The organism is Sneathiella sp. (assembly GCF_036844445.1).
GTDB lineage: Bacteria > Pseudomonadota > Alphaproteobacteria > Sneathiellales > Sneathiellaceae > Sneathiella.
The window spans coordinates 301521-318300 of record NZ_DAIUFV010000003.1 but is presented as its reverse complement, the minus strand read 5'-3'; the positions used below and the strand labels follow the sequence as shown (position 1 = coordinate 318300).

General features: G+C 66.5%; 22 protein-coding genes. All 22 read right to left on the bottom strand.

Annotated features, from left to right (window positions below; all coding sequences use genetic code 11):
- Nucleotides 1–93: 93 nt before the first annotated feature.
- The 22 genes from V7Z56_RS08315 to V7Z56_RS08210 all read right to left on the bottom strand — a co-directional run bounded on the left by V7Z56_RS08315 (nucleotide 94) and on the right by V7Z56_RS08210 (nucleotide 16731).
- Entirely contained in the window at nucleotides 94–477 is a 384-nt protein-coding gene (locus V7Z56_RS08315) for a hypothetical protein (RefSeq protein WP_334128928.1), read from the bottom strand.
- Nucleotides 478–479: 2 nt separating this feature from the next.
- Entirely contained in the window at nucleotides 480–1157 is a 678-nt protein-coding gene (locus tag V7Z56_RS08310; RefSeq protein WP_334128927.1) for a lipase family protein, read from the bottom strand.
- On the bottom strand, nucleotides 1154–1369 hold the full coding sequence (locus tag V7Z56_RS08305) for a hypothetical protein (RefSeq protein ID WP_334128926.1): 216 nt from the start codon (nucleotides 1367–1369) through the stop codon (nucleotides 1154–1156). The genes V7Z56_RS08310 and V7Z56_RS08305 overlap by 4 nt, the downstream gene beginning before the upstream one ends.
- Nucleotides 1370–1387: 18 nt before the next feature.
- A complete protein-coding gene (locus V7Z56_RS08300) occupies nucleotides 1388–1606 on the bottom strand; it encodes a hypothetical protein (protein WP_334128925.1) in 219 nt (72 codons plus the stop codon).
- Nucleotides 1603–1923 (bottom strand): hypothetical protein, encoded by a 321-nt coding sequence (locus V7Z56_RS08295; RefSeq protein WP_334128924.1) that lies wholly within the window; start codon nucleotides 1921–1923, stop codon nucleotides 1603–1605. The genes V7Z56_RS08300 and V7Z56_RS08295 overlap by 4 nt, the downstream gene beginning before the upstream one ends.
- 68 nt (nucleotides 1924–1991) lie before the next feature.
- Nucleotides 1992–2810: a hypothetical protein gene (locus tag V7Z56_RS08290; RefSeq protein ID WP_334128923.1), complete on the bottom strand. Its 819-nt coding sequence runs from the start codon at nucleotides 2808–2810 to the stop codon at nucleotides 1992–1994.
- Nucleotides 2810–6142 carry a phage tail protein gene (locus V7Z56_RS08285; protein WP_334128922.1) on the bottom strand — a complete coding sequence of 1111 codons (3333 nt, stop codon included), beginning with the start codon at nucleotides 6140–6142 and terminating at the stop codon, nucleotides 2810–2812. The genes V7Z56_RS08290 and V7Z56_RS08285 overlap by 1 nt, the downstream gene beginning before the upstream one ends.
- Entirely contained in the window at nucleotides 6142–6558 is a 417-nt protein-coding gene (locus tag V7Z56_RS08280; protein ID WP_334128921.1) for a hypothetical protein, read from the bottom strand. Before V7Z56_RS08280 ends, V7Z56_RS08285 begins: the two co-directional genes overlap by 1 nt.
- A complete protein-coding gene (locus V7Z56_RS08275; RefSeq protein WP_334128920.1) occupies nucleotides 6551–7396 on the bottom strand; it encodes a DUF2163 domain-containing protein in 846 nt (281 codons plus the stop codon). Before V7Z56_RS08275 ends, V7Z56_RS08280 begins: the two co-directional genes overlap by 8 nt.
- Complete coding sequence (locus tag V7Z56_RS08270) at nucleotides 7393–8001, bottom strand: DUF2460 domain-containing protein (RefSeq protein WP_334128919.1); 609 nt, start codon at nucleotides 7999–8001, stop codon at nucleotides 7393–7395. The genes V7Z56_RS08275 and V7Z56_RS08270 overlap by 4 nt, the downstream gene beginning before the upstream one ends.
- Before the next feature lie 2 nt (nucleotides 8002–8003).
- Nucleotides 8004–8753: a hypothetical protein gene (locus tag V7Z56_RS08265; RefSeq protein ID WP_334128917.1), complete on the bottom strand. Its 750-nt coding sequence runs from the start codon at nucleotides 8751–8753 to the stop codon at nucleotides 8004–8006.
- Nucleotides 8719–9084 carry a hypothetical protein gene (locus V7Z56_RS08260; protein ID WP_334128916.1) on the bottom strand — a complete coding sequence of 122 codons (366 nt, stop codon included), beginning with the start codon at nucleotides 9082–9084 and terminating at the stop codon, nucleotides 8719–8721. The genes V7Z56_RS08265 and V7Z56_RS08260 overlap by 35 nt, the downstream gene beginning before the upstream one ends.
- Nucleotides 9085–9098: 14 nt before the next feature.
- Nucleotides 9099–9494, bottom strand: coding sequence for a hypothetical protein (locus V7Z56_RS08255; protein ID WP_334128915.1), 396 nt, complete (start codon nucleotides 9492–9494; stop codon nucleotides 9099–9101).
- Complete coding sequence (locus tag V7Z56_RS08250) at nucleotides 9491–10402, bottom strand: phage tail tube protein (RefSeq protein ID WP_334128914.1); 912 nt, start codon at nucleotides 10400–10402, stop codon at nucleotides 9491–9493. Before V7Z56_RS08250 ends, V7Z56_RS08255 begins: the two co-directional genes overlap by 4 nt.
- A gap of 12 nt (nucleotides 10403–10414) precedes the next feature.
- Nucleotides 10415–10804, bottom strand: a complete 390-nt coding sequence (locus V7Z56_RS08245; RefSeq protein WP_334128913.1) for a phage tail terminator-like protein — start codon at nucleotides 10802–10804, stop codon at nucleotides 10415–10417.
- Complete coding sequence (locus V7Z56_RS08240) at nucleotides 10801–11160, bottom strand: hypothetical protein (protein ID WP_334128912.1); 360 nt, start codon at nucleotides 11158–11160, stop codon at nucleotides 10801–10803. The genes V7Z56_RS08245 and V7Z56_RS08240 overlap by 4 nt, the downstream gene beginning before the upstream one ends.
- A gap of 2 nt (nucleotides 11161–11162) precedes the next feature.
- Nucleotides 11163–11633: a DnaT-like ssDNA-binding protein gene (locus tag V7Z56_RS08235; RefSeq protein WP_334128911.1), complete on the bottom strand. Its 471-nt coding sequence runs from the start codon at nucleotides 11631–11633 to the stop codon at nucleotides 11163–11165.
- 69 nt (nucleotides 11634–11702) lie between these two features.
- Entirely contained in the window at nucleotides 11703–12833 is a 1131-nt protein-coding gene (locus V7Z56_RS08230) for a P22 phage major capsid protein family protein (protein WP_334128910.1), read from the bottom strand.
- Nucleotides 12834–12912: 79 nt separating this feature from the next.
- Nucleotides 12913–13620, bottom strand: a complete 708-nt coding sequence (locus V7Z56_RS08225; protein ID WP_334128909.1) for a hypothetical protein — start codon at nucleotides 13618–13620, stop codon at nucleotides 12913–12915.
- A gap of 63 nt (nucleotides 13621–13683) precedes the next feature.
- Entirely contained in the window at nucleotides 13684–15003 is a 1320-nt protein-coding gene (locus tag V7Z56_RS08220) for a DUF4055 domain-containing protein (RefSeq protein ID WP_334128908.1), read from the bottom strand.
- Nucleotides 15000–16346, bottom strand: a complete 1347-nt coding sequence (gene terL, locus V7Z56_RS08215) for a phage terminase large subunit (protein ID WP_334128907.1) — start codon at nucleotides 16344–16346, stop codon at nucleotides 15000–15002. The genes V7Z56_RS08220 and terL overlap by 4 nt, the downstream gene beginning before the upstream one ends.
- A complete protein-coding gene (locus tag V7Z56_RS08210; protein WP_334128906.1) occupies nucleotides 16333–16731 on the bottom strand; it encodes a hypothetical protein in 399 nt (132 codons plus the stop codon). Before V7Z56_RS08210 ends, terL begins: the two co-directional genes overlap by 14 nt.
- Nucleotides 16732–16780 lie beyond the last annotated feature (49 nt).

Sequence of the window (16780 nt, the reverse complement as noted above, 5' to 3'; positions counted from 1 at the left end):
CCTATGGTCGTTGCTAGCCCGCAAAAGTGGCCCTGCTATGACGAGAATGTGATTATCGAGCCAGTTAGCGGCGCGCCGCAGAGGCATTCCGCGCTAGTCGGCCGCCCCGCCGCCCCGTCCCCTCTCCTCGCCCGCCGAAAAGAGCGGCGGATCTTCATCGAGAAAGCCGCGCGCGCCGCGCCGTTCAGTGCTGAAATCAAGTTCCTTCCAGCGATCCGGCTCGGCAAGGCCGAAGTCCTCGCCCTCGGCCTCCAGCAGGCCGGATTTCTGCCGCACGCTCTCGGCATCGCGCCAGATGCAGCCCTGCAGGATTTCATGGAGCGGCATGAGCCCCTCGCTCTCGCCCTCGCCATCCTCCTCGATGCGCCGGCCGCTGTCGCGGGCAAGCGCGACATATTCGGCGGCAAGCTCATCGGTGATCCCGCGCGTGCGCTCCGGCGTGCGGTTGCGGATCCTCTCCTGTCGTGATGCAGTCATGGTCAAACTCCCTGTTCAGTGGGTGGATGGCTGTCCGGCCCGCGCCGCCAGAGGCGCAGGCCGTCGATATAGGCGCTCATGGAATGGCCGAAGCCCGGCAGGCGGACCGTTCGCCCGACATGGCAGTAGCGCTCGCGCCGCTTTGGATCGCTGCCGCGCGTCTCGCCCGAGATCGGCAGGCGCGCCAGCACGTCGCAGCGATTGACGTAGCGGGTGACGCGGATGCTGCGCGGAAAGGTCTCGGCGAAGGCGCGGTTGCCAAGCCGCGGGCTCGCAAAGGCATGGACGCGCTCCGCCTCCAGCAGCGGCGCGGCCAGGGTGGCGAGCGCCGCGCCCATCGAATGGCCGGTCAGCACCAGCTCCCCCGCCGCGCCGCGCAGCTCGCGCTGGACGGCGGCGAGGATCTGCCAGAGCGCCTGGTAATAGCCTTCATGGACGCGACCCTCGCCGCTCCACGGGATGAGATCCGTCGAGAGGTTGCTGCGATAACTCCGCGCCGCCCGCCCGCTGAGCCGGCTGCCGCGAAAGGCGACGACCGTGATGCCGCGGCGCTGCCCGATCCAGGCGAAATGATCGCCGCGCGCAACCGCCGAATAGCTGTAGCCGAAGCGGGCGGCGAGCGACGCCCCCGCCGCCTCATAGGCAAGACGCGCGCAAAGGGCGGCATCGAGCGGGCTCATACATCGTCCCTGTTGCGGTTGTGGCCGACATTCCCGGCCAGCAGGTTGAGCAGGAGAAAGAGCGGGCGGAGCGGTCCGCGTCGCCAGCGCGCCGGGGCGAGAGCGGTCAGCAGCGTCGCCGCCAGCACGCCGAAGGCGAGCCCCGTCATCGCGCTCCAGAGGGCGCCGCCGATCACCGGTCCCGCCATCGCGATTGCATCCAAGAGAGGCAACAGACATCTCCTCATCGGTTACAGGTTGAAGGGTCGGAAGGTCTGTCCGATCCAGGCGGCAAAGCTGGTTAACGCGGCGATGGCGGTTCCTGTGATGCCGATGAATTTGAGCGCCCCGCGCCCCATGCTGACCTGCAGCGTGAGGCTTTTGACGTCATCGCGAAGCTCGGCCATATCGAGATGCAAATTCTCGACGCGGACCCTGAGGACGGCGATTTCCTCCTCGATCGTGGTCATGGGCGCGGCCCCGCAAAAGCCGGCGCATCGCCCGGCAGCCCGGCCGGCTGCCCGCCCGCCTCGGGCCCCGCGTCCCGCTCCATCTGCCAGTACTGCCCGGCGGCGCGCAGGCAGCTCTGCCCGCTCGGATCGGTTTCCGTCAGCGACCAGCTATCGCCCACCGGATTGACATAGATCTCGATCAGCCGGCCATTGCTGTTCAGCCCCTGACCGCGCAGCCGTTCGTTATATTCTTCCGCCAGCAGCCGCCCCATCTCGGCCCGCGGCAGGCAGCCCGGGACCGTGACGCGGGGCGAGGCGGCGGGCGCAAAAGACATAAAAAAAGCGGCCCCTGCGGCCGCTGCAAACAGATAATTTCTCATTCTCTTCCCCATCATTTTTCGCCTCAAGCGATCACCTGAAGGCTGAACCAGGTGGCGGCGTGGGCTTCAACATTGCGCGCGCCGCCGCTGTCCTGCCAGGCGATGAGCTCGAAATAATCGCCGGGCGTCACGCTAAGAACGGGCGAGACGAAGCCCTGCACCGTCCGGCCCGATTGCGCCTCGATATGCTGAAACGGCCGGCCATCGAAACTCGCCGAGCCGTTCTTGTGCAGCAGGATCTCGCGCGTGCCGCTCGTGTTGCTGTCCCAGCGGATTTGCGCCGACAGGATCACTTTGCTGACGCCCGCCGGCACCGTCAGGCGGCTGTTATTGACCGAATTGTCGTGAAAGCCGTCCGTGTCATAGGCTTCCCCGTCCCAGCCGACGGCCGTGTTGCTGTTATCGGATATGCTCTGATCGGTGCTGCGGGTGAGAAGCGCCCCAGCATGCGCGCCGCCGCCTCCGCCTGTCGCGCTGCTGTCGGAGAGGCCAAGCACATCCGCGCCGTTGCAATAGAAAAGCCGCGTCTCCCCGGCAAGGACCTGCCCCGCCGCGCCGCTTGCCGTCTTGACCGTCGCCGTCGCGTCGGTCGTGTTCGTCACCATGAAGGGGCGGCGGATTGCGGGCACGATAAAATCGAAGGCGCCGGCGGGGCTGCCCGCAATCACATGATGCCAGTGGCCGCGAAACTCCTCATCAAGCAGGGTGATATTGCCCGCGGTCGGATCATGCCCCGTCATCTCATCGCAAAGCGCCGCTTCAAGCGCCGCATCGGCATCGTTCGAGGTGATATGGGCGAGCGCCTGGTTCTCGGCGATCTGCGGCAGGTCAAGTTCAGACATCAGACAATCTCCGTCGCGGCAAAGCCACGGCCAATGGTTTCGGAAAGCTGGTACAGGGTGAGGGTGAGCGGCGGAACCTCCGCCTCGGCAGCGCCAAAATCGGCGTTGAACTCCGCCGCGGAATAGAGAAACTCCCGCTCGTCGCCAACGAATTTGGAGACAAGCCGGCCGTCATATTCGAAGCAGAGCTCATAACGCTCCGCTCTCTCGCCAAGCGGCGGCGAGGTGGAAAGACTACTGCTGCCCAGACGGCTCCGCCGCTGCCAGGAGAGGGTGAGATCGCCGCCCGCGCGCGCCGCCCGGATATGCACGGGTGCGTAAGGGCGCAGATCATTGCCCGAGAGCGCCGCCGTGACGGGAGCCGCCGCCTCGATCGGCTGGCCCGGCAGCACCGCCTTCCAGCGCCGCGGCATATCGATCGAAGCGAGCGCCGTGAAGCCGCCACTGAGGCAGTCCGCGCGGAGCAGGATTGCCCGCTCGCCGACCTTGTGATCCGTCACCGCGCCCTCGGTGCCGCGCCGCCCGCGGAGCAGCCGCGACAGCCGGTAGCTGCCGTCGGGGTTCCCTCCCACCGCGCCGAACTGCACGATCTCGCGCCCGACAAGGATCGCGTTCGCGCCACTGAGGAGCGCCAAATCGCTCACTGATTCAAGGGCTTCCTCGCCACTGATCATGCGAAGGTCGATATAGCCGCTCCGGTCCGTCTGAAACGGCCGGTCGGTCGGCGCGAGCGCGTTCAGCGTGACGCCCCAGACAGCCGGCGCGCCGACGCTCCCCTCGATCTCATAGCGTTCCTCATCGAAGGCCGAATAGAGCGCGCCGCCCGTCTCCCCCCGCCGCGACGCAATGGCGAAATAGAAGCGGCTGCCATTGCCCGCCGTCGCGTCCTGATCGCGGAGCAGCGGCAGGTCGAGCAGGAACAGCTCCGCCGCCGTCTCGGGCCGCCGGATCAGCACCTGCTGGTAGCCCGAGCCGCCATCGCCCGGAAGCGCCGCCTCATAGCTGAAGGGCTCGAGCGACACCGCCTCCGCCTCAAGCGTCAGATCGGCGCCGAGGCGCGATTGCATCAGCCGCACGCTGCCCGCCGTGCAGCCAAGCTCGACGGTGATGATATCGGCGGGATCGAGCGCGAGAAAGCGGATCGGCAAGGCGGCCGAGAGCGCCTGCCGCTCCGCCCAGGCGGCATAGAGGCTGTTCAGCGCGACGCGGCGCGCCTGATCGGCGGTGAGCGCCATCGGCAACTCGCGGGCGATCTGGCTGCGCCCGAACATGGTGGCGACGGGCTTGAAACTCCGCTTTTCCATCTGCGTGCCGATCTGGTAGCCCGCATCCGCCGCGAGATAGGAGATCGAGACCCGCTCGGGCAGCTCGCTCTCCTGCAGGCGACGAAGCTCCGGCGGCGCGAGCATGTCGCCATCGCTTATGCTGATGCCCGAGGGCGGCTGGTTGCGCGGCAGGAAGCGGAGCACATCGCCGCTCTCCACCGCATCGAAAAAGGCATAGTGGCTGAGCGGTGTCAGCGCCTCGGCGATGGTCATCGCCCGGCCAACGAGATAGCCCGGCACGCGCCCGCTGAGCTTCGAGACATCGATATCCCCCGCCTCCAGCCGGCCGAGCTGCGCCAGGTCGCTGACGATATCGGAAATCAGCGCGCCCTCGCCTGAGCCGCGGCGAAGGTAAAGCCGTTTCAGCCCGAACTCCCCGTTGAAGGCGAACAGGCTGTCGCTGCCGGCATCATAGACGCCGCTGACCGAGGCCGAAACGCCGTCGAATTCATAAAGATCAACCCGCTCCGTCTCGGCGAGGGTCTCGGCGCTCAGATAAACCGCGTAGCGCCCGGCGCTCACGAACACCAGCTCCATCCCGTTATTGCCATCGACAAGGCTGAGGCTGCCGCTGAGATCGCTGACATCACGCGTGGCCGTCACAGTGCGGTGGCGCGTCGACCATTTGAAAAGGCGATAGGCGTTCTGGAAAATAAGCTCATCCGTTGCGGGAAGATACGCCACCAGATATGTGATATTGTTAGCCTCTCCCCCGCCCCCGCCGAGCGGTGTGAGATCCGCGGAAGGAATGGTGAAAATCCCTGAACTCACCCGATAGCTGGTGCCCGCGGGGCTCATCTCGGGCGACAGGCTGACGCGGACGATATCGAGATCGCTGAAAACCGGCCCAGTTGCGCGCCCCGACATGGCGAGCCAGGCAACCTCATCCTGGTCCGTCACCGCGCCGGTGCAGACGCGGGCGGTGGTTTCGATGGTGGCGATGACATCGAGCGCGGCATCGAACACCACGACCTGGTAATTCTGCTGCGATCCCGCCACCTGAAAGCCCGCGCCGTCGAGCGGCAGGCGGATATCGGTGGAGGGGCCGATTGCGCCGACGCCGGTCGGCAGGTCGCTGGAAGCGACAATCTGCAGCGTCTCGCCATCGACGCGGTGGATCTTCCGCCCCGCAAGCAGCGCCGCGCCGGTGCCGATCCAGAAAGCGCCGTCCCGGTCGCGCGAGAAGCCAACGCTCGCATCCGGCAGGCGCGGAAATTCCGTCCCGACAACCGCAACCGCCTGCTCTTCCAGCGTTGCGGCGTCGATCTTGCGCACGCGGTCGACACCGCCCGTCACCTCATAGCTGTAAAGGAGGCCGCGCGCCGCGTCATAGGCGAAGCTGCTCGCCGCGATGCCGGCAAGATCGGCGCTTTGTACGGGCCGCGCCGCGACCGGCTCTGTTGTGACCATCACCTCGATATTGGGCAGGCGATTACCGTAATTGTGCAGCGGCAGATTGTCGAACAGGAGATAGCAGAGCCCGCGATAGCCGGGGACGTTGCCCGCCCCTTCCGCCGCCTCCATGATGCTGTCGGGAAGCTGCGCCTCATCGCCCGCATAGAAGCGAAAGCGCACGCCCGGCGCAATCACCGCGCCCGCCGCGCCGGCATCATAAATCACCTGCCCGTCGGCCCAGATTTTCAGCAGGCGGCTTACCTCCCCCTCGCAGATGGCGACGGCGAAGCTCGCATAGTAGGCATAGCCCGTCGTCTCGGGCGCGCCCGCGCCGCCCTTGCCGCCGCCGCCGCTGGTCACCGCCTCGGCCCGAAGACCGGATGCCCAGATGATATTGCCGCCAAGTCGCATGGTGCCGTAGAGCCGCGGGATCATCGCGCCGTAGCGCGCGCCGGTGACGTTGAGATCGCTGAGCGGCGCGGCGTGGCCTCCCCCCTCCTCGGGAAAGAGCAGACGGCCGAGCGTCGTGCCGACGAGCCAGCCCGCGCCCGCGCCGATCCCGGTCATCGCGCCAAGCCCCGCGCCCGCAATGCCGAATGCCAGCGTCGCCATCAGCCCTCTCCGCCGGGGAAGGAGAAAACAAGAAACGGCGCGCCGTAGGACCCAAGCGCTTCCTCCACCACGCGGCGGCGGCCGGCATGGGCGTGGATCACCGTCGGCACATCGCCATCGCGCGCGAGGATACCGAGATGGATCGGAAATCCGGCCTCCCGAAAAACGCCGATATCTCCATCCTGCCATTCAGTTAGGGATGAAAGCTGAAGCTGGTCATGAAGACGGGAGAGCAGCATCCGCCCGTCCTGCCGGCGCGCGTATCCCGCGACATCTTTGGGCGCAAAGCCGATCTCGCGCGCGATCACGATGATCAGCCCGACGCAGTCGAGCCCGGCCGCGCTCCGCCCCTGATGCACCCATCTTGTGCCGAGGCGGCGCCGCGCGGCGGCAAGAATGGCGCGCCGGTCAACCATGCGCGCCGCCGATCAGGGCATCGGTCCCCGGAATATGCGGATGGCCGCGAAAATTGACGTGATTGGCGAATTTCTCGCGGCAGGTGGCGAAGCGCTTGTCACAGCCGGGAACGACGCTCACCTCATCGCCGGGCGCAACCGCAAAGGGCGCGGCGAGAAAGAGGGTCAGCGTCTTCGTCGCCTGCTCCCAGCCCTGGATTTCATGCGCAAATCCGGCGTTCTCGCCGCTGAGGAAGCGGAGCAGGCCGCCGGTGAGTATCCCGTCTGCGCCGTCATAACCGGTTAAAGTGAATTCTGCGCGCGAGGTGACCGTGGCCACCGTGTCGCTCGTCGTCAGCGCCTCGATATCGACGCCGCAGGCGCTGTCGCCGAGATCGGCGGGGCAAAGCGGGCTGTAGAGCGCGCCGATCTCATAGAGAAGGCCCTGCGCGAGGCCGCGCAGCTCCGCCGCAAAGGCGCCGTCGCGCATGGTGACCTCGCCGATCCAGCCGCGCCGGAGCGGGATTTTGCCCATGCCGGGGTCCTGCCAGTTGACCATGAAGATGCGCATCTCGGCAAAATCATAGCGCCCGGCGAGAAGATCCTCCTCGGTGATCGCCGCGTGGCTGAGATGCCCGATGAGATCGAGATTATCGACGCTGAAACGGCTGGTGCTGGCGATGGCTGAGCGCGAATAGCCGCTCGCGGCGAGATAGATGTCGCCCTCCACCTCGAGATCGCGGTCGAAATCGGTGAAAAACATCTCCGTGCCGTCGCGCCGCTTGAGGCTCCAGCAGGTGGCAAGGCTCGTCACCTCGCCCGCGATATGCGCATCGAGCGCGCTGCCAAGGGTTTTCATAGGCGTATCTCCACCAGTTTGACATTCTGCCAGTGATGAATATCGGGGCCGGGAATGGCCGCCTGCATGAGATCGGTATCAAAGCGGACCGGCACATCGAACTCGCAGGCGACATTGATGACGGCGCCATCGGCGGGCGCGCTCTCGAACGTCAGAATGCCGGTCGTCACATCGACGCTCCAGCCCGTCTCGAGCGGCGTCTCACCCAGCGCGACGCTCACCGTGCCGGCGACGATTTTGCGAAGCGGGCGGGAGTAGGCCGGCGCGAGGTCCTCGGGATCACCGTAGCGTTTGACGATCTGGAACGCCGTCGCCGTCCCGTCGCCCGTCGCGATTGCCTGCACGGGCATCACGAAATCGCCGAAATCCTTCAGCCGGAAGCCATAGGCGCGGCCGCGGCGGGCGTGAAAGAAATCAAGAACCGCGGTCCATTCCGCGCCGCGGCTCGGGCTGATATCAAAGCTGTATTCGCGCCGCGCCTCGGCCCAGTTGATGTTGCGCTGCTCATAGCCGGAATTCAGCACCTGCACCGTTGTCGAAAAGCGCGGGCCGCCGATCGCGCCGTAGGAGATGCGGGTCGGAAATCTCACTTCGTGAAAGCTCATGATCAACCGTTCCTTTTGAGCGCCCGCTGCGCCTGACGGAGCGCCTCGCCCTGGATCTGCGTCTGGCTGAGGCGAAAGCTCGCCGCATCGGGCGTGGTGATGTTGAACGTCATATGAAGTGCCGGCGTCATGGATCCCGCCTGATCGCGGCGGCGGGCCTGCGCCGGCGTCTCCACCGTCACCCGCTCCCCGCGCGTCAGGCGGAGCGGCACGAGGTTCCTGTCCGCCCCGGCCGCGCCGCCAACGGTGAACTCGCCGCCGCTTGCAAAGCCCGGAATGAGGCGAAGCAGCGATGCCGCACCGCTCTGGCCTGAAAACATCCCGCTGAAAAGGCTGCCGAGCGCACCCGCCTGCCCGTTGCCGCCGCCATTGCCGAGCGAGCGGAACGCCGCGCGCGTGCCCATGCGAAGAAGGTCAGCTTCCAGCCCTTTAAGGACAGCGCGCGCATCGCGGCCCGAGACGATAAACCGCTCGAACGCTTTGGCGAAGGCGCGGTCAAGCCCGCCCGCAATCTCGGCGCCCATCTGCTTGAGACCGCTCATATCCCGCCGCGCCGCGGCGAGCGTCGCGGCAAGCTGACCCCCAAGCCCGCCGCCTGGCGCGCCGGCGCGCGCCGTCCCGCGTGAGACTTTCTGAAGCTCCGTCATGGTGCGAAGGAGCGCCCGCGCCTCGCGTTCGGCTTTGCCGGCCTGCCGGCCGAGCTGCCCCAGCGCGCCGTCAAGCCCTGCTATCCCCGTTTCCGTCATCATCATTCCCTATCCCGTTTGTTGTCTCCGCGCCCGCCCGCCGCCGGAGGGCGAAAAGGCGGAGCAGCAGGTCCGTCTCAAAGCCCGTCGGGCCTATCCCGGTGAGCGCCGCGACATCCGCCGCAATCTCGGCCGGCCGGCCGGGCGCCGCCTCGCCGTAGCAGAAGGCAAGCGCGGCGAACCAGCGCCAGACATGAGCGAGCGCCCCCGGCAGCGGCGGCCCATCGTTTAAAAGTGCCCCGCCGCGGGCTTTTGCGACCGCCGCCAGCGCTTCGGCCCGCGTGATAGCGGGGCCGACCGGGGCATTGAGCCAGAGCTGGTGCGCCGCGAACGCCATCAGCCGCGCGGCGCTCAGGGCAAAAAATTGGCCCGCTCCTCCACAAACGCGGCGACCTGTTCGCGGATCCAGAGATGGCCGCGATAAAGCGCCCGCGCCGTTTCCTCGCTCGCCTCGAGCGGGCGGCCGTCCTTCTCGATATTCTCGAATTTGAGCGTGATCGCCGCGAGCCGCTCGACCAGCCGCTCCTCCATCTCGGCGGCGGTCAGCTCCAGCTTGCGCTCCATGATCTGCCGGTCGATCTGGGCGCGGAGCGTGCGGCGGTAATTCTCCGCATCCTCGCCCTGCAGCCAGATGACGGCGGGCAGCGGCTCGCCGGTTTTCGGATGGCGAAGGGTAAGCGGCGCGCCCGCCTCGGCCCGCGCCTTCAGATCGAAGGCGGCGACATCAAAGACGGCCCGGCTCATCATGCCGCCTCAGGCGTGCGGGTCACCACCAGATTGCTTTCCGCCGCCGCGTCATAAAGCGCGCTGAAGGGCAGCGTCAGCGTCACCGGCCCGGCGCCAAGCGCGGGCGCGCCGCCGCCCGTATAGACAATGCGCGGCAGCGAAAAGGCGAGCGATCCGCCCGCGCCCTCGAAGGTGAGATCAAGGCTGCTTTCCTCGGAATTCACAAATTTCGCGAGCAGTAATGCGTCATCGAAATAGCAGGTCATCTCGCCGCCGATGCGCGATGCGCCGGCGAGGATATCGGCCGCGCCCGCAGTGCCGAGGGTGAAGGCTGCCTCCAGTTCGTTGTCGATATCAAGATCAACCCCGACAACGATGCCGATATCGGCTCCGCCCTCCTTGATCAGGCCCTTGAAGCCCGCCATCGGATCATGCAGTGCTGCCGCCGCCACCGCCGCATCGAGCGGGCTTTCGGCAAGGCTCATCGCCTGGCCGAGGATCTGGAATTTTGCCGCAATCAGCCGCTCGGGCCGCACCGTAAGGCGCAGGCGGTTGACGACGCAGCCGGTGAAGCGCTGATAGGCGCCGATATCGTGAAAGCCGCGCTCGAAGGTGAAGCTCGGCTGGCTCGATCCGGCCTTCAGCACATTGTCATCCCAGTCCGACTGCATCAGCGCGGCAAGCAGCGCATCGAACGCGCCGTAGCCGAGCTCGACGTCGATATCGCCCGAGACCGAGATCTGCCCGTGCAGCAGATGCGCAATCTGCCGGTCGGCGCGGATCTCCTCGCTCTCCAGCAGTCTTTTCTCAAGGCCGAGGCTGCAGGCGGTATGGCGAAGCGCTGTCAGCGACGGCGTCTCCGGCGTTACGCCGAACGTCTCCTCGGCGGTAAAGCTGAGCCCGTGGCGGGCTCCGGTCGCGAAGGTCATAACATTCACTCCTTAAAAATAGCTGCGCCAGGAAATATCGAGCCGCACGGCGGTGCGGCGAAGATCGCCCTCCGCCGCCGCCATGGAGGCCCCCTCAAGATGCACGTCGAGGCTCTCGAAGGTGAGAATGCGGCCGCGGTTGAAGTGACTGCGGAGCGCGTCCACCCGGCTCTCCGCCGCGACCGCATCGGGATCATGCAGGGTGAGCCGGTAGAGGCCGCGGTGAAGCTCCGGCGCGCCGGGCCCGAGAAAGATCGCCTCCACGGACGCGGGGCGAAATTCCACCGCCACATAGGCCGCCCCATGCGCGGGACGGTAGGGGCGTCCGGGAAAGGCGATCTGGGTCTCGTTCGAGGTCAACAGCCGGGCATCGAGCGCGGCCTGGATCTTGCGATAGCTCATCGGTAGGTGACCTCATAAAGCGCGCCCGCGCCCGCATCCATCGCGGCGACCTGAAGCAGCGTGAAGCGCACCCCGCCGATCTCGATCTCGTCGCCGGCGCGCGGGGTGAGGCTCGCGCATTCAATAAGCGCATAGCGATGCGGCGGATCAAGCAGCGCCGAGGCGGCATTGTCGCCGGCCCTGAGCGGCCGGGCGATGGGGACGGCGCGGATCAGGGTTTCGCTCACCGTCTCCGCCGCGGCGGCGCCCGGCGCATACGCCCCGGCCGTCTTGCGGCGGAGCTTGGCCGCAGTGGCAAATTCGCCGATGGCGTCAAAAAGCTCCGCGATGACGCGCGTGATATCAGCCTTTCGCATCCTCACCCCCGCACCGTATCGCCGCCGACGCCCCTGGCGCCGATCTGGGCGAGCAGGCGAAAGACGAAGCTGAGGCGCGTCCTGCCCGCGGCGAAGGTGATCTCGATCGGGCCGATCTTCTGGCGGATCGGCAGGCGCTCCTCAATGCGCCCCGCCTCGCGCAGGAAAATCTCCGCCAGCTCCAGCGTCGCGATCCGAAGCGCATGCGGCAGCCCGGCAATCGGCCGCCCGTCGCGGTCCGCCGCGCCGCGCCGCGGCCATTTCAGCCCCTGATCCCAGTCGAGCACGGTGCCGGGATACTGGTAGCTGTCGATATGCAGCGCCGCGCGCATCAGGGCGAGCTCGCGCGCCGCTTCGCTCGCGCTGCTCCATTCATCAAGGCCAAGCGCGGCGAAATGCCCGTCCGCCTCGGCGAGCGAGACATAGCTCGTCGCGCCCGCCACCCCGCTGCCGGTTTCGGTTATCAAGCTCATGAAGTTTTCCTGCACAAAGGTTGCGAGAAAAGAAACGGGGAGCGGACCCGCCCGCTCCCCGGCGCGCACTCAACCGGCGAGACGCACGGCAAGCTCCGGACGCACCAGCCGCACGCCCCAGAGGATGTCAAACTCCCAGACCACCTGCTTGTACTGGCGCGCCACCTCGAGGCGGAGCGAGAGGCCGGTTTCCGGGTCGGTCATCGACATGATCTGGTTGCCAAGGCCGAGATCCTGCGTGCTGTGGGCCAGCGGCCGATTGGCGAAGGCGAAGGCATCGCGGTTAAAGACGAGATTGACCACATGGCTCGCCGCGAAGGTGAGCGGATCGTTATCCGTCGGCGCGACAAGGATGGCCGGCGAGATGGTGAGCACCGATTCCGTGCCGTCGAGATCGCTCGCCTCCAGGACCACATACTGCTGCGGATCGCCCGAAATGGTGAAGATATCGCCAACCGACGGCTTCGTCGTAAAGCCGTCAACGATCAGGCTCAAACCGGTCTGCCCGGCGCCCTTGACAAGCGGCGTGCCCGTGGCCCCGGTCGTGTGGGTCGCCACATGATCGTCGCTGTACCAGTCGATACCGTATTTGCGGCCGATCTCGCCTTCGATCTTGACCGAGCTGCTGCCGGCCTGATTGGCGTCGGCGAAGGCGGCAAGGTCGAGCGCGTTCGATTCCGCATCAAAATCGAGCACGCCATAGCGGTTCTCCTTCGGCGCCTTCTGCTGCATCAAGAGCTTGCGCGCCGCCGTCGCAACGGAGGCGTCGCTGTCAAACGGCGTCGACCCCGGCGTGCCGACAAGCCCGTAGATGCCTTTATATTCGGCATGGATCGACTGGTTGACGGCATTGGCAAGGGCGCGGATGGCGGCGCTTGCCTGCACCGGCATGAAGCTGTCGCGCGCATCGACCTCCATCATCTCCTTGTCGGTGAGATAGAAATCGGCTTTTTTCCAGTGATTGAGCTCGATCTGCACTTTCTCGAGCGTCGAGCTGGTCGGCGTCGGCGCCGTCACCGCCGGGGTTACGTCCGTCGCCGTGAGGTCGGACGGCAGGATAATATCGATGGTGTCGCCCTTCTGCGCCGCCTCGGCGCTGAAATCGCCGTTTACAAGGCGCGGCATCACGGTCTGCTCGCGAAGGGCCATCAGCCCGCGCGCGAGAATCTTCGGCATCGCGGCCGAAATATCATTTGGCATAGGTTATCTCCAGAAAGAGGGGTTGAGTGTGAGAGTGGGCGGCCCGTCCCGGACCGCTGCCGCATCCCGCGGGCTTTGCCTAGAGCGCGACAGTCACCCTGCCGCGCGCGATATCTTCGAGGCGGGCGTTGAGCGCCCCGGGGTGATGGCCGCTGACAACGCCGCGGCCGGGAATGAGGCCGCCCGGATCCATGCCGCTGCCGCGGTGGCCGGTCGGCGCGAAGGCGCGGGCGAAAACGGGAGAGTTCCGCATCTCGCTGACCAGCGCTTCAAGGGTGAGCGGCGCGCCGTCCGCATCGCTGCGCACCGCGCCGTCCGCCCCGAGGATACGGATCGCGGGCCGCCCGCCCACCGCCGCCGCCTCCAGCCTGACGGCGGCGCGGATATGCGGCATCAGCAATTCGACACTGCCGCCCGCCTTCAAAATGGCCTCCGTCGCCCGCGTCTCGATGAGAAACGCGCCGTTCTCGGCGGCGAGCGCGGCGATTTCCGCGTCCTTGAGGGCGAGCCGCTCCTCGAAGGCGGTGCTGAGCGCGCTGCTGATGGCGGTGCGCGCTGTATCGGGGTCGGGGCCGAGGCTGCGCCAGGCTTTCAGCTCTTTTTCAAAGCCTTGGGCCGCGCCGCGCTCTTTCTCGAGCGCCGAGACGAGGCCCGAAACATCGAGCTTTTCGGCAAGCTGGGGATCGAGCGCGAAGGGCGCCGCCGCCTCTTCGCCCGGCTGGTAGAGGCCGCGATAGCATTCCGGCACGTCATCCAGCGCCGCCACATGGAGGGGAAAATCAAACATCGGTTACCTCATAAAAAAAGCCCCTTCCCGGGGCCTTGTTGACAGGAAATGCGGTGACAGGCGTCATTCGGCGGCGTTGGCCTTCAGGCTGTCGGTCAGCAGGCCGCGCGTTCGCGCCTCGCGCAGGAGTTCGTCCGGCGTGATATCGCCAAGTTTTCGCGCTTCCAGCAGGAAGCTGAGATCCTCGCTCTGGCCACGCCCGGCGCCCGCCTTGGAACTCACCGCGATGCTGCCGGGATGGGCGATATCGAGCCAGTCGGCGAGAAGGCGCAGCAGCGCGTTCAGGCTGTCCTCCAGATTCATCGCCATGGCCGAGAGCGGCGAGAGCGCATCAGCGGCATCGAGCGCGCGGCCCGTCGCCGTCTCCATCTGCTTCGGCGCTTCAAACTGCAGGCCGAAAAGCAGCATCGCTTTTTCAAGCGCCTCAAGCTCGCGCGCCCCCGCCTCCAGCGCCGCGCCGCTGCTCTCCACATAGTAATAGCGCCCGTCGCTCTCGCTCGTCGTCAGCACCTTGTTGGGGCCGACCTCGATGGGGCCGTCAATCTCGGGGTTGTAGCCGCTCGCCGCCAGGATCGGGAAGGACGCCACATTCAGCGCGTTCCGCTGATCGGAGCGGATCTGGTAATGTTCAAGATTGAGAAAGGCGAGATCCTCGAGCGGCGGCTCGGCCTGCAGGAAGCCTTTTCGCGCCGTATAGAGCGTCACCAGCGGAATGCGGCCGAGCGTGTTGTCGCCGGCCGCGATCTCCTGCCATTTGCCCTTGTCATCGGCGCGGTAGAGCCGCCAGTGATCGGGCTCGATGACGCGGATGCGCTCCTCCTCGCGCTCCGCGAAGCCGTGCCAGGCAAGACCGCGCTCGCGGATGCGGATTTGCGTCAGCAGCCGCTCCCGCCCGTGGCCGTCCCACTGCGCGGCGATGAGCTGATCGGCGCGGATATGAACGAGATAGGGCCGCATGCCCCGCTCGCGCTCCTCGGCGAGTGAGGCGGCCTCGCTGCCGGCCGGAAAATCCACCAGCACATGCGAGAGGCCAGAGACGAGCGCATCCTCGAACCAGTCGCGGGCAAAGACATTGAGGCCGCGGCCCATCAGATCGACATTGCGAAAGAGCGCCTCCAGCTCCTCCGGCATATCACTTGAGAAGGCGAGCGGCTCGGCAAAGACGCGGCCGGTGAGCTTGCTGACGGTGCGGCGGAAGTAATTGCGCAGTACCGCGCGGCGCGCCCGCTCGGCATAGACGGCGGCATTTTCCGCCGGGTGGCGCGGCAGGTAGCGCGCGCCCGCCGCCCGCATCGCGAGGGTGCCGCCCATCAGCGCCTGCGGCAGCGCCCAGCGCGCGGCCATCGCCTCATAGAGCCGGGAGGGGAGAGACGGATCGTTCATGAATACATATCCTGTTGCAATTTCTGACTGACATCGGTGAGCGCATGAAAGGCTTCACACGCCGCATCAACCTGATCGTCGTGACGACCGGTCGGGAAATTCTCCAGCTCATTCAAAAAGCCCGCGTTCCACGGCCCCGCGACGAGCCGCACATTGCCCGCCTCGCATTGCGAGGAAAAAGGCATGGCGCGGACGACCTTGCTGCCCGTCACCGGCTGGCTGCGAAGGCGAAAACCGGCGAGCAGCCGGGCCAGCGCCTGCGCTTGCGCCTTGCCCGCCTGCCCCGGATCCTGCGGCAGCGCGATCAGCGTCTCGCGCCCGTCGCTGCTCGCCAGGTTGAAGATCGCGCGGTCGACCTCGTTGGGCGTGCCCCGCAGCCGCTCGACATGTTCGATATAGAATATGCCTTGCGGATCGCGGGCAATGCGCACGCCCGCCGTCCAGTCCGGCTGGCCGCCCCCGTCCGCCGCGCCCGCCGCAAGGTCCCAGCCGCGCACCCGCCGCGCCGCCGCCGGCGCCGCCGCAACCACGGGGAACCAGCCGCGGCGGAAATAGGCGCCGGCCGCCGGGCGGATCTTCCAGTTGCCAAAAAGCAGCCGCTCGCGATCGACGGTGGCGAGCGCCAGCAGATTGGCGCGGTAGCCCGGATCGCGCGCCATCAGGATGCGGTTATCCTCGATGGAGGCGGCGATAAAGGTGAGCGATTTGGCGATTCGCCCGGGGTGCGCCGCTTCGAGCGCGTCTTTCTCATCGCCCCAGATCAGCGCCTCCTCATCGCGGATGAACCAGCGGAGGACGCCCGAGCGGTCAGCAATCGGATAGCCCGTCTCGGGATCGATCCACCACCGGATCAGATCGGCGACCCAGCTATCCGCATCCGGGTTGCAGGTCGCCCGCACATAAGGCCGCGCCGCGCCGGTCGAACGGTTGCGGCTGAGGAGATAGAAAAACTGCGACTCGCTGAAATGCGTCAGCTCATCGAAGCCGATGAAGGCGAGCTCCGTCCCCTGCCAGTCGAGCTTGTTCTTCTCATGCTCCAGATGCGCGAAGCTGATCGAGCCGCCGCCCTCGAACTTCCAGGCAAGCTCGCTCTCCTTCGGCGTGCCGCCAACCGCGCCATAAAGCGCGAGTGAGGCATCCCAGAGGCCACCCTCGTTTTTCACCTGCTTCGCGGTGCGGCGGAAGATCACCGCCTTGAAGTCCGGCCGCATCATATGGCGGAGCGGCTCCATCAGCAGCGCGAAGCTTTTCCCCCCGCCCGCCGCGCCGCCATAGATGGCGATATCGGCGGCGGTGCCGAGGAAGCGCTCCTGCGGCCCGGCCTGCGGTCTAATCGCGGCCATTTTCAGGCAGGTAGAGTTGCGGTGCGATCAGGTTGCGCCGGCCCGCCCGGTCGGCCATCGCCCCGTCGCCATATTGCGCCGGCGCGAAATGCGCCATCAGCCATTTGCGCGTATCGATGCGAAGTTTCGAGCGGGTGACATCTTCGCGGCACGCCGTGTCCCCCGCTCCGTCATTATCGGCAATGGCCAGGATTTCACCGGCGAACACATCGGCGATGAAGCGGCGCACCGTCTCCTCCTCTTTCTTCAGGAAGACCGACCCCAGCAGCGCGACGATATCGTTGATCCGTCCCGCCTGCTTGATCTCCTCGAGCAGTGGAAGCGCGAGCGAACGGCGCCAGATCTTGTTGGAAAGCGCGGATTTGATCAGCTCGATAGTGCTCATTTAGCTCCTTTCTCATTTACGTAAAATTTTATAAATTTCGTCTTATACG

Excerpts from the sequence above, each read along its gene's own strand:
- V7Z56_RS08315 (WP_334128928.1), bottom strand. The coding sequence starts at position 477 with ATGACTGCATCACGACAGGAGAGGATCCGCAACCGCACGCCGGAGCGC.
- V7Z56_RS08310 (WP_334128927.1), bottom strand. The coding sequence starts at position 1,157 with ATGAGCCCGCTCGATGCCGCCCTTTGCGCGCGTCTTGCCTATGAGGCG.
- V7Z56_RS08300 (WP_334128925.1), bottom strand. The coding sequence starts at position 1,606 with ATGACCACGATCGAGGAGGAAATCGCCGTCCTCAGGGTCCGCGTCGAG.
- V7Z56_RS08295 (WP_334128924.1), bottom strand. The coding sequence starts at position 1,923 with ATGTCTTTTGCGCCCGCCGCCTCGCCCCGCGTCACGGTCCCGGGCTGC.
- V7Z56_RS08290 (WP_334128923.1), bottom strand. The coding sequence starts at position 2,810 with ATGTCTGAACTTGACCTGCCGCAGATCGCCGAGAACCAGGCGCTCGCC.
- V7Z56_RS08285 (WP_334128922.1), bottom strand. The coding sequence starts at position 6,142 with ATGGCGACGCTGGCATTCGGCATTGCGGGCGCGGGGCTTGGCGCGATG.
- V7Z56_RS08280 (WP_334128921.1), bottom strand. The coding sequence starts at position 6,558 with ATGGTTGACCGGCGCGCCATTCTTGCCGCCGCGCGGCGCCGCCTCGGC.
- V7Z56_RS08275 (WP_334128920.1), bottom strand. The coding sequence starts at position 7,396 with ATGAAAACCCTTGGCAGCGCGCTCGATGCGCATATCGCGGGCGAGGTG.
- V7Z56_RS08270 (WP_334128919.1), bottom strand. The coding sequence starts at position 8,001 with ATGAGCTTTCACGAAGTGAGATTTCCGACCCGCATCTCCTACGGCGCG.
- V7Z56_RS08265 (WP_334128917.1), bottom strand. The coding sequence starts at position 8,753 with ATGATGATGACGGAAACGGGGATAGCAGGGCTTGACGGCGCGCTGGGG.
- V7Z56_RS08260 (WP_334128916.1), bottom strand. The coding sequence starts at position 9,084 with ATGGCGTTCGCGGCGCACCAGCTCTGGCTCAATGCCCCGGTCGGCCCC.
- V7Z56_RS08255 (WP_334128915.1), bottom strand. The coding sequence starts at position 9,494 with ATGATGAGCCGGGCCGTCTTTGATGTCGCCGCCTTCGATCTGAAGGCG.
- V7Z56_RS08250 (WP_334128914.1), bottom strand. The coding sequence starts at position 10,402 with ATGACCTTCGCGACCGGAGCCCGCCACGGGCTCAGCTTTACCGCCGAG.
- V7Z56_RS08245 (WP_334128913.1), bottom strand. The coding sequence starts at position 10,804 with ATGAGCTATCGCAAGATCCAGGCCGCGCTCGATGCCCGGCTGTTGACC.
- V7Z56_RS08240 (WP_334128912.1), bottom strand. The coding sequence starts at position 11,160 with ATGCGAAAGGCTGATATCACGCGCGTCATCGCGGAGCTTTTTGACGCC.
- V7Z56_RS08235 (WP_334128911.1), bottom strand. The coding sequence starts at position 11,633 with ATGAGCTTGATAACCGAAACCGGCAGCGGGGTGGCGGGCGCGACGAGC.
- V7Z56_RS08230 (WP_334128910.1), bottom strand. The coding sequence starts at position 12,833 with ATGCCAAATGATATTTCGGCCGCGATGCCGAAGATTCTCGCGCGCGGG.
- V7Z56_RS08225 (WP_334128909.1), bottom strand. The coding sequence starts at position 13,620 with ATGTTTGATTTTCCCCTCCATGTGGCGGCGCTGGATGACGTGCCGGAA.
- V7Z56_RS08220 (WP_334128908.1), bottom strand. The coding sequence starts at position 15,003 with ATGAACGATCCGTCTCTCCCCTCCCGGCTCTATGAGGCGATGGCCGCG.
- terL (WP_334128907.1), bottom strand. The coding sequence starts at position 16,346 with ATGGCCGCGATTAGACCGCAGGCCGGGCCGCAGGAGCGCTTCCTCGGC.
- V7Z56_RS08210 (WP_334128906.1), bottom strand. The coding sequence starts at position 16,731 with ATGAGCACTATCGAGCTGATCAAATCCGCGCTTTCCAACAAGATCTGG.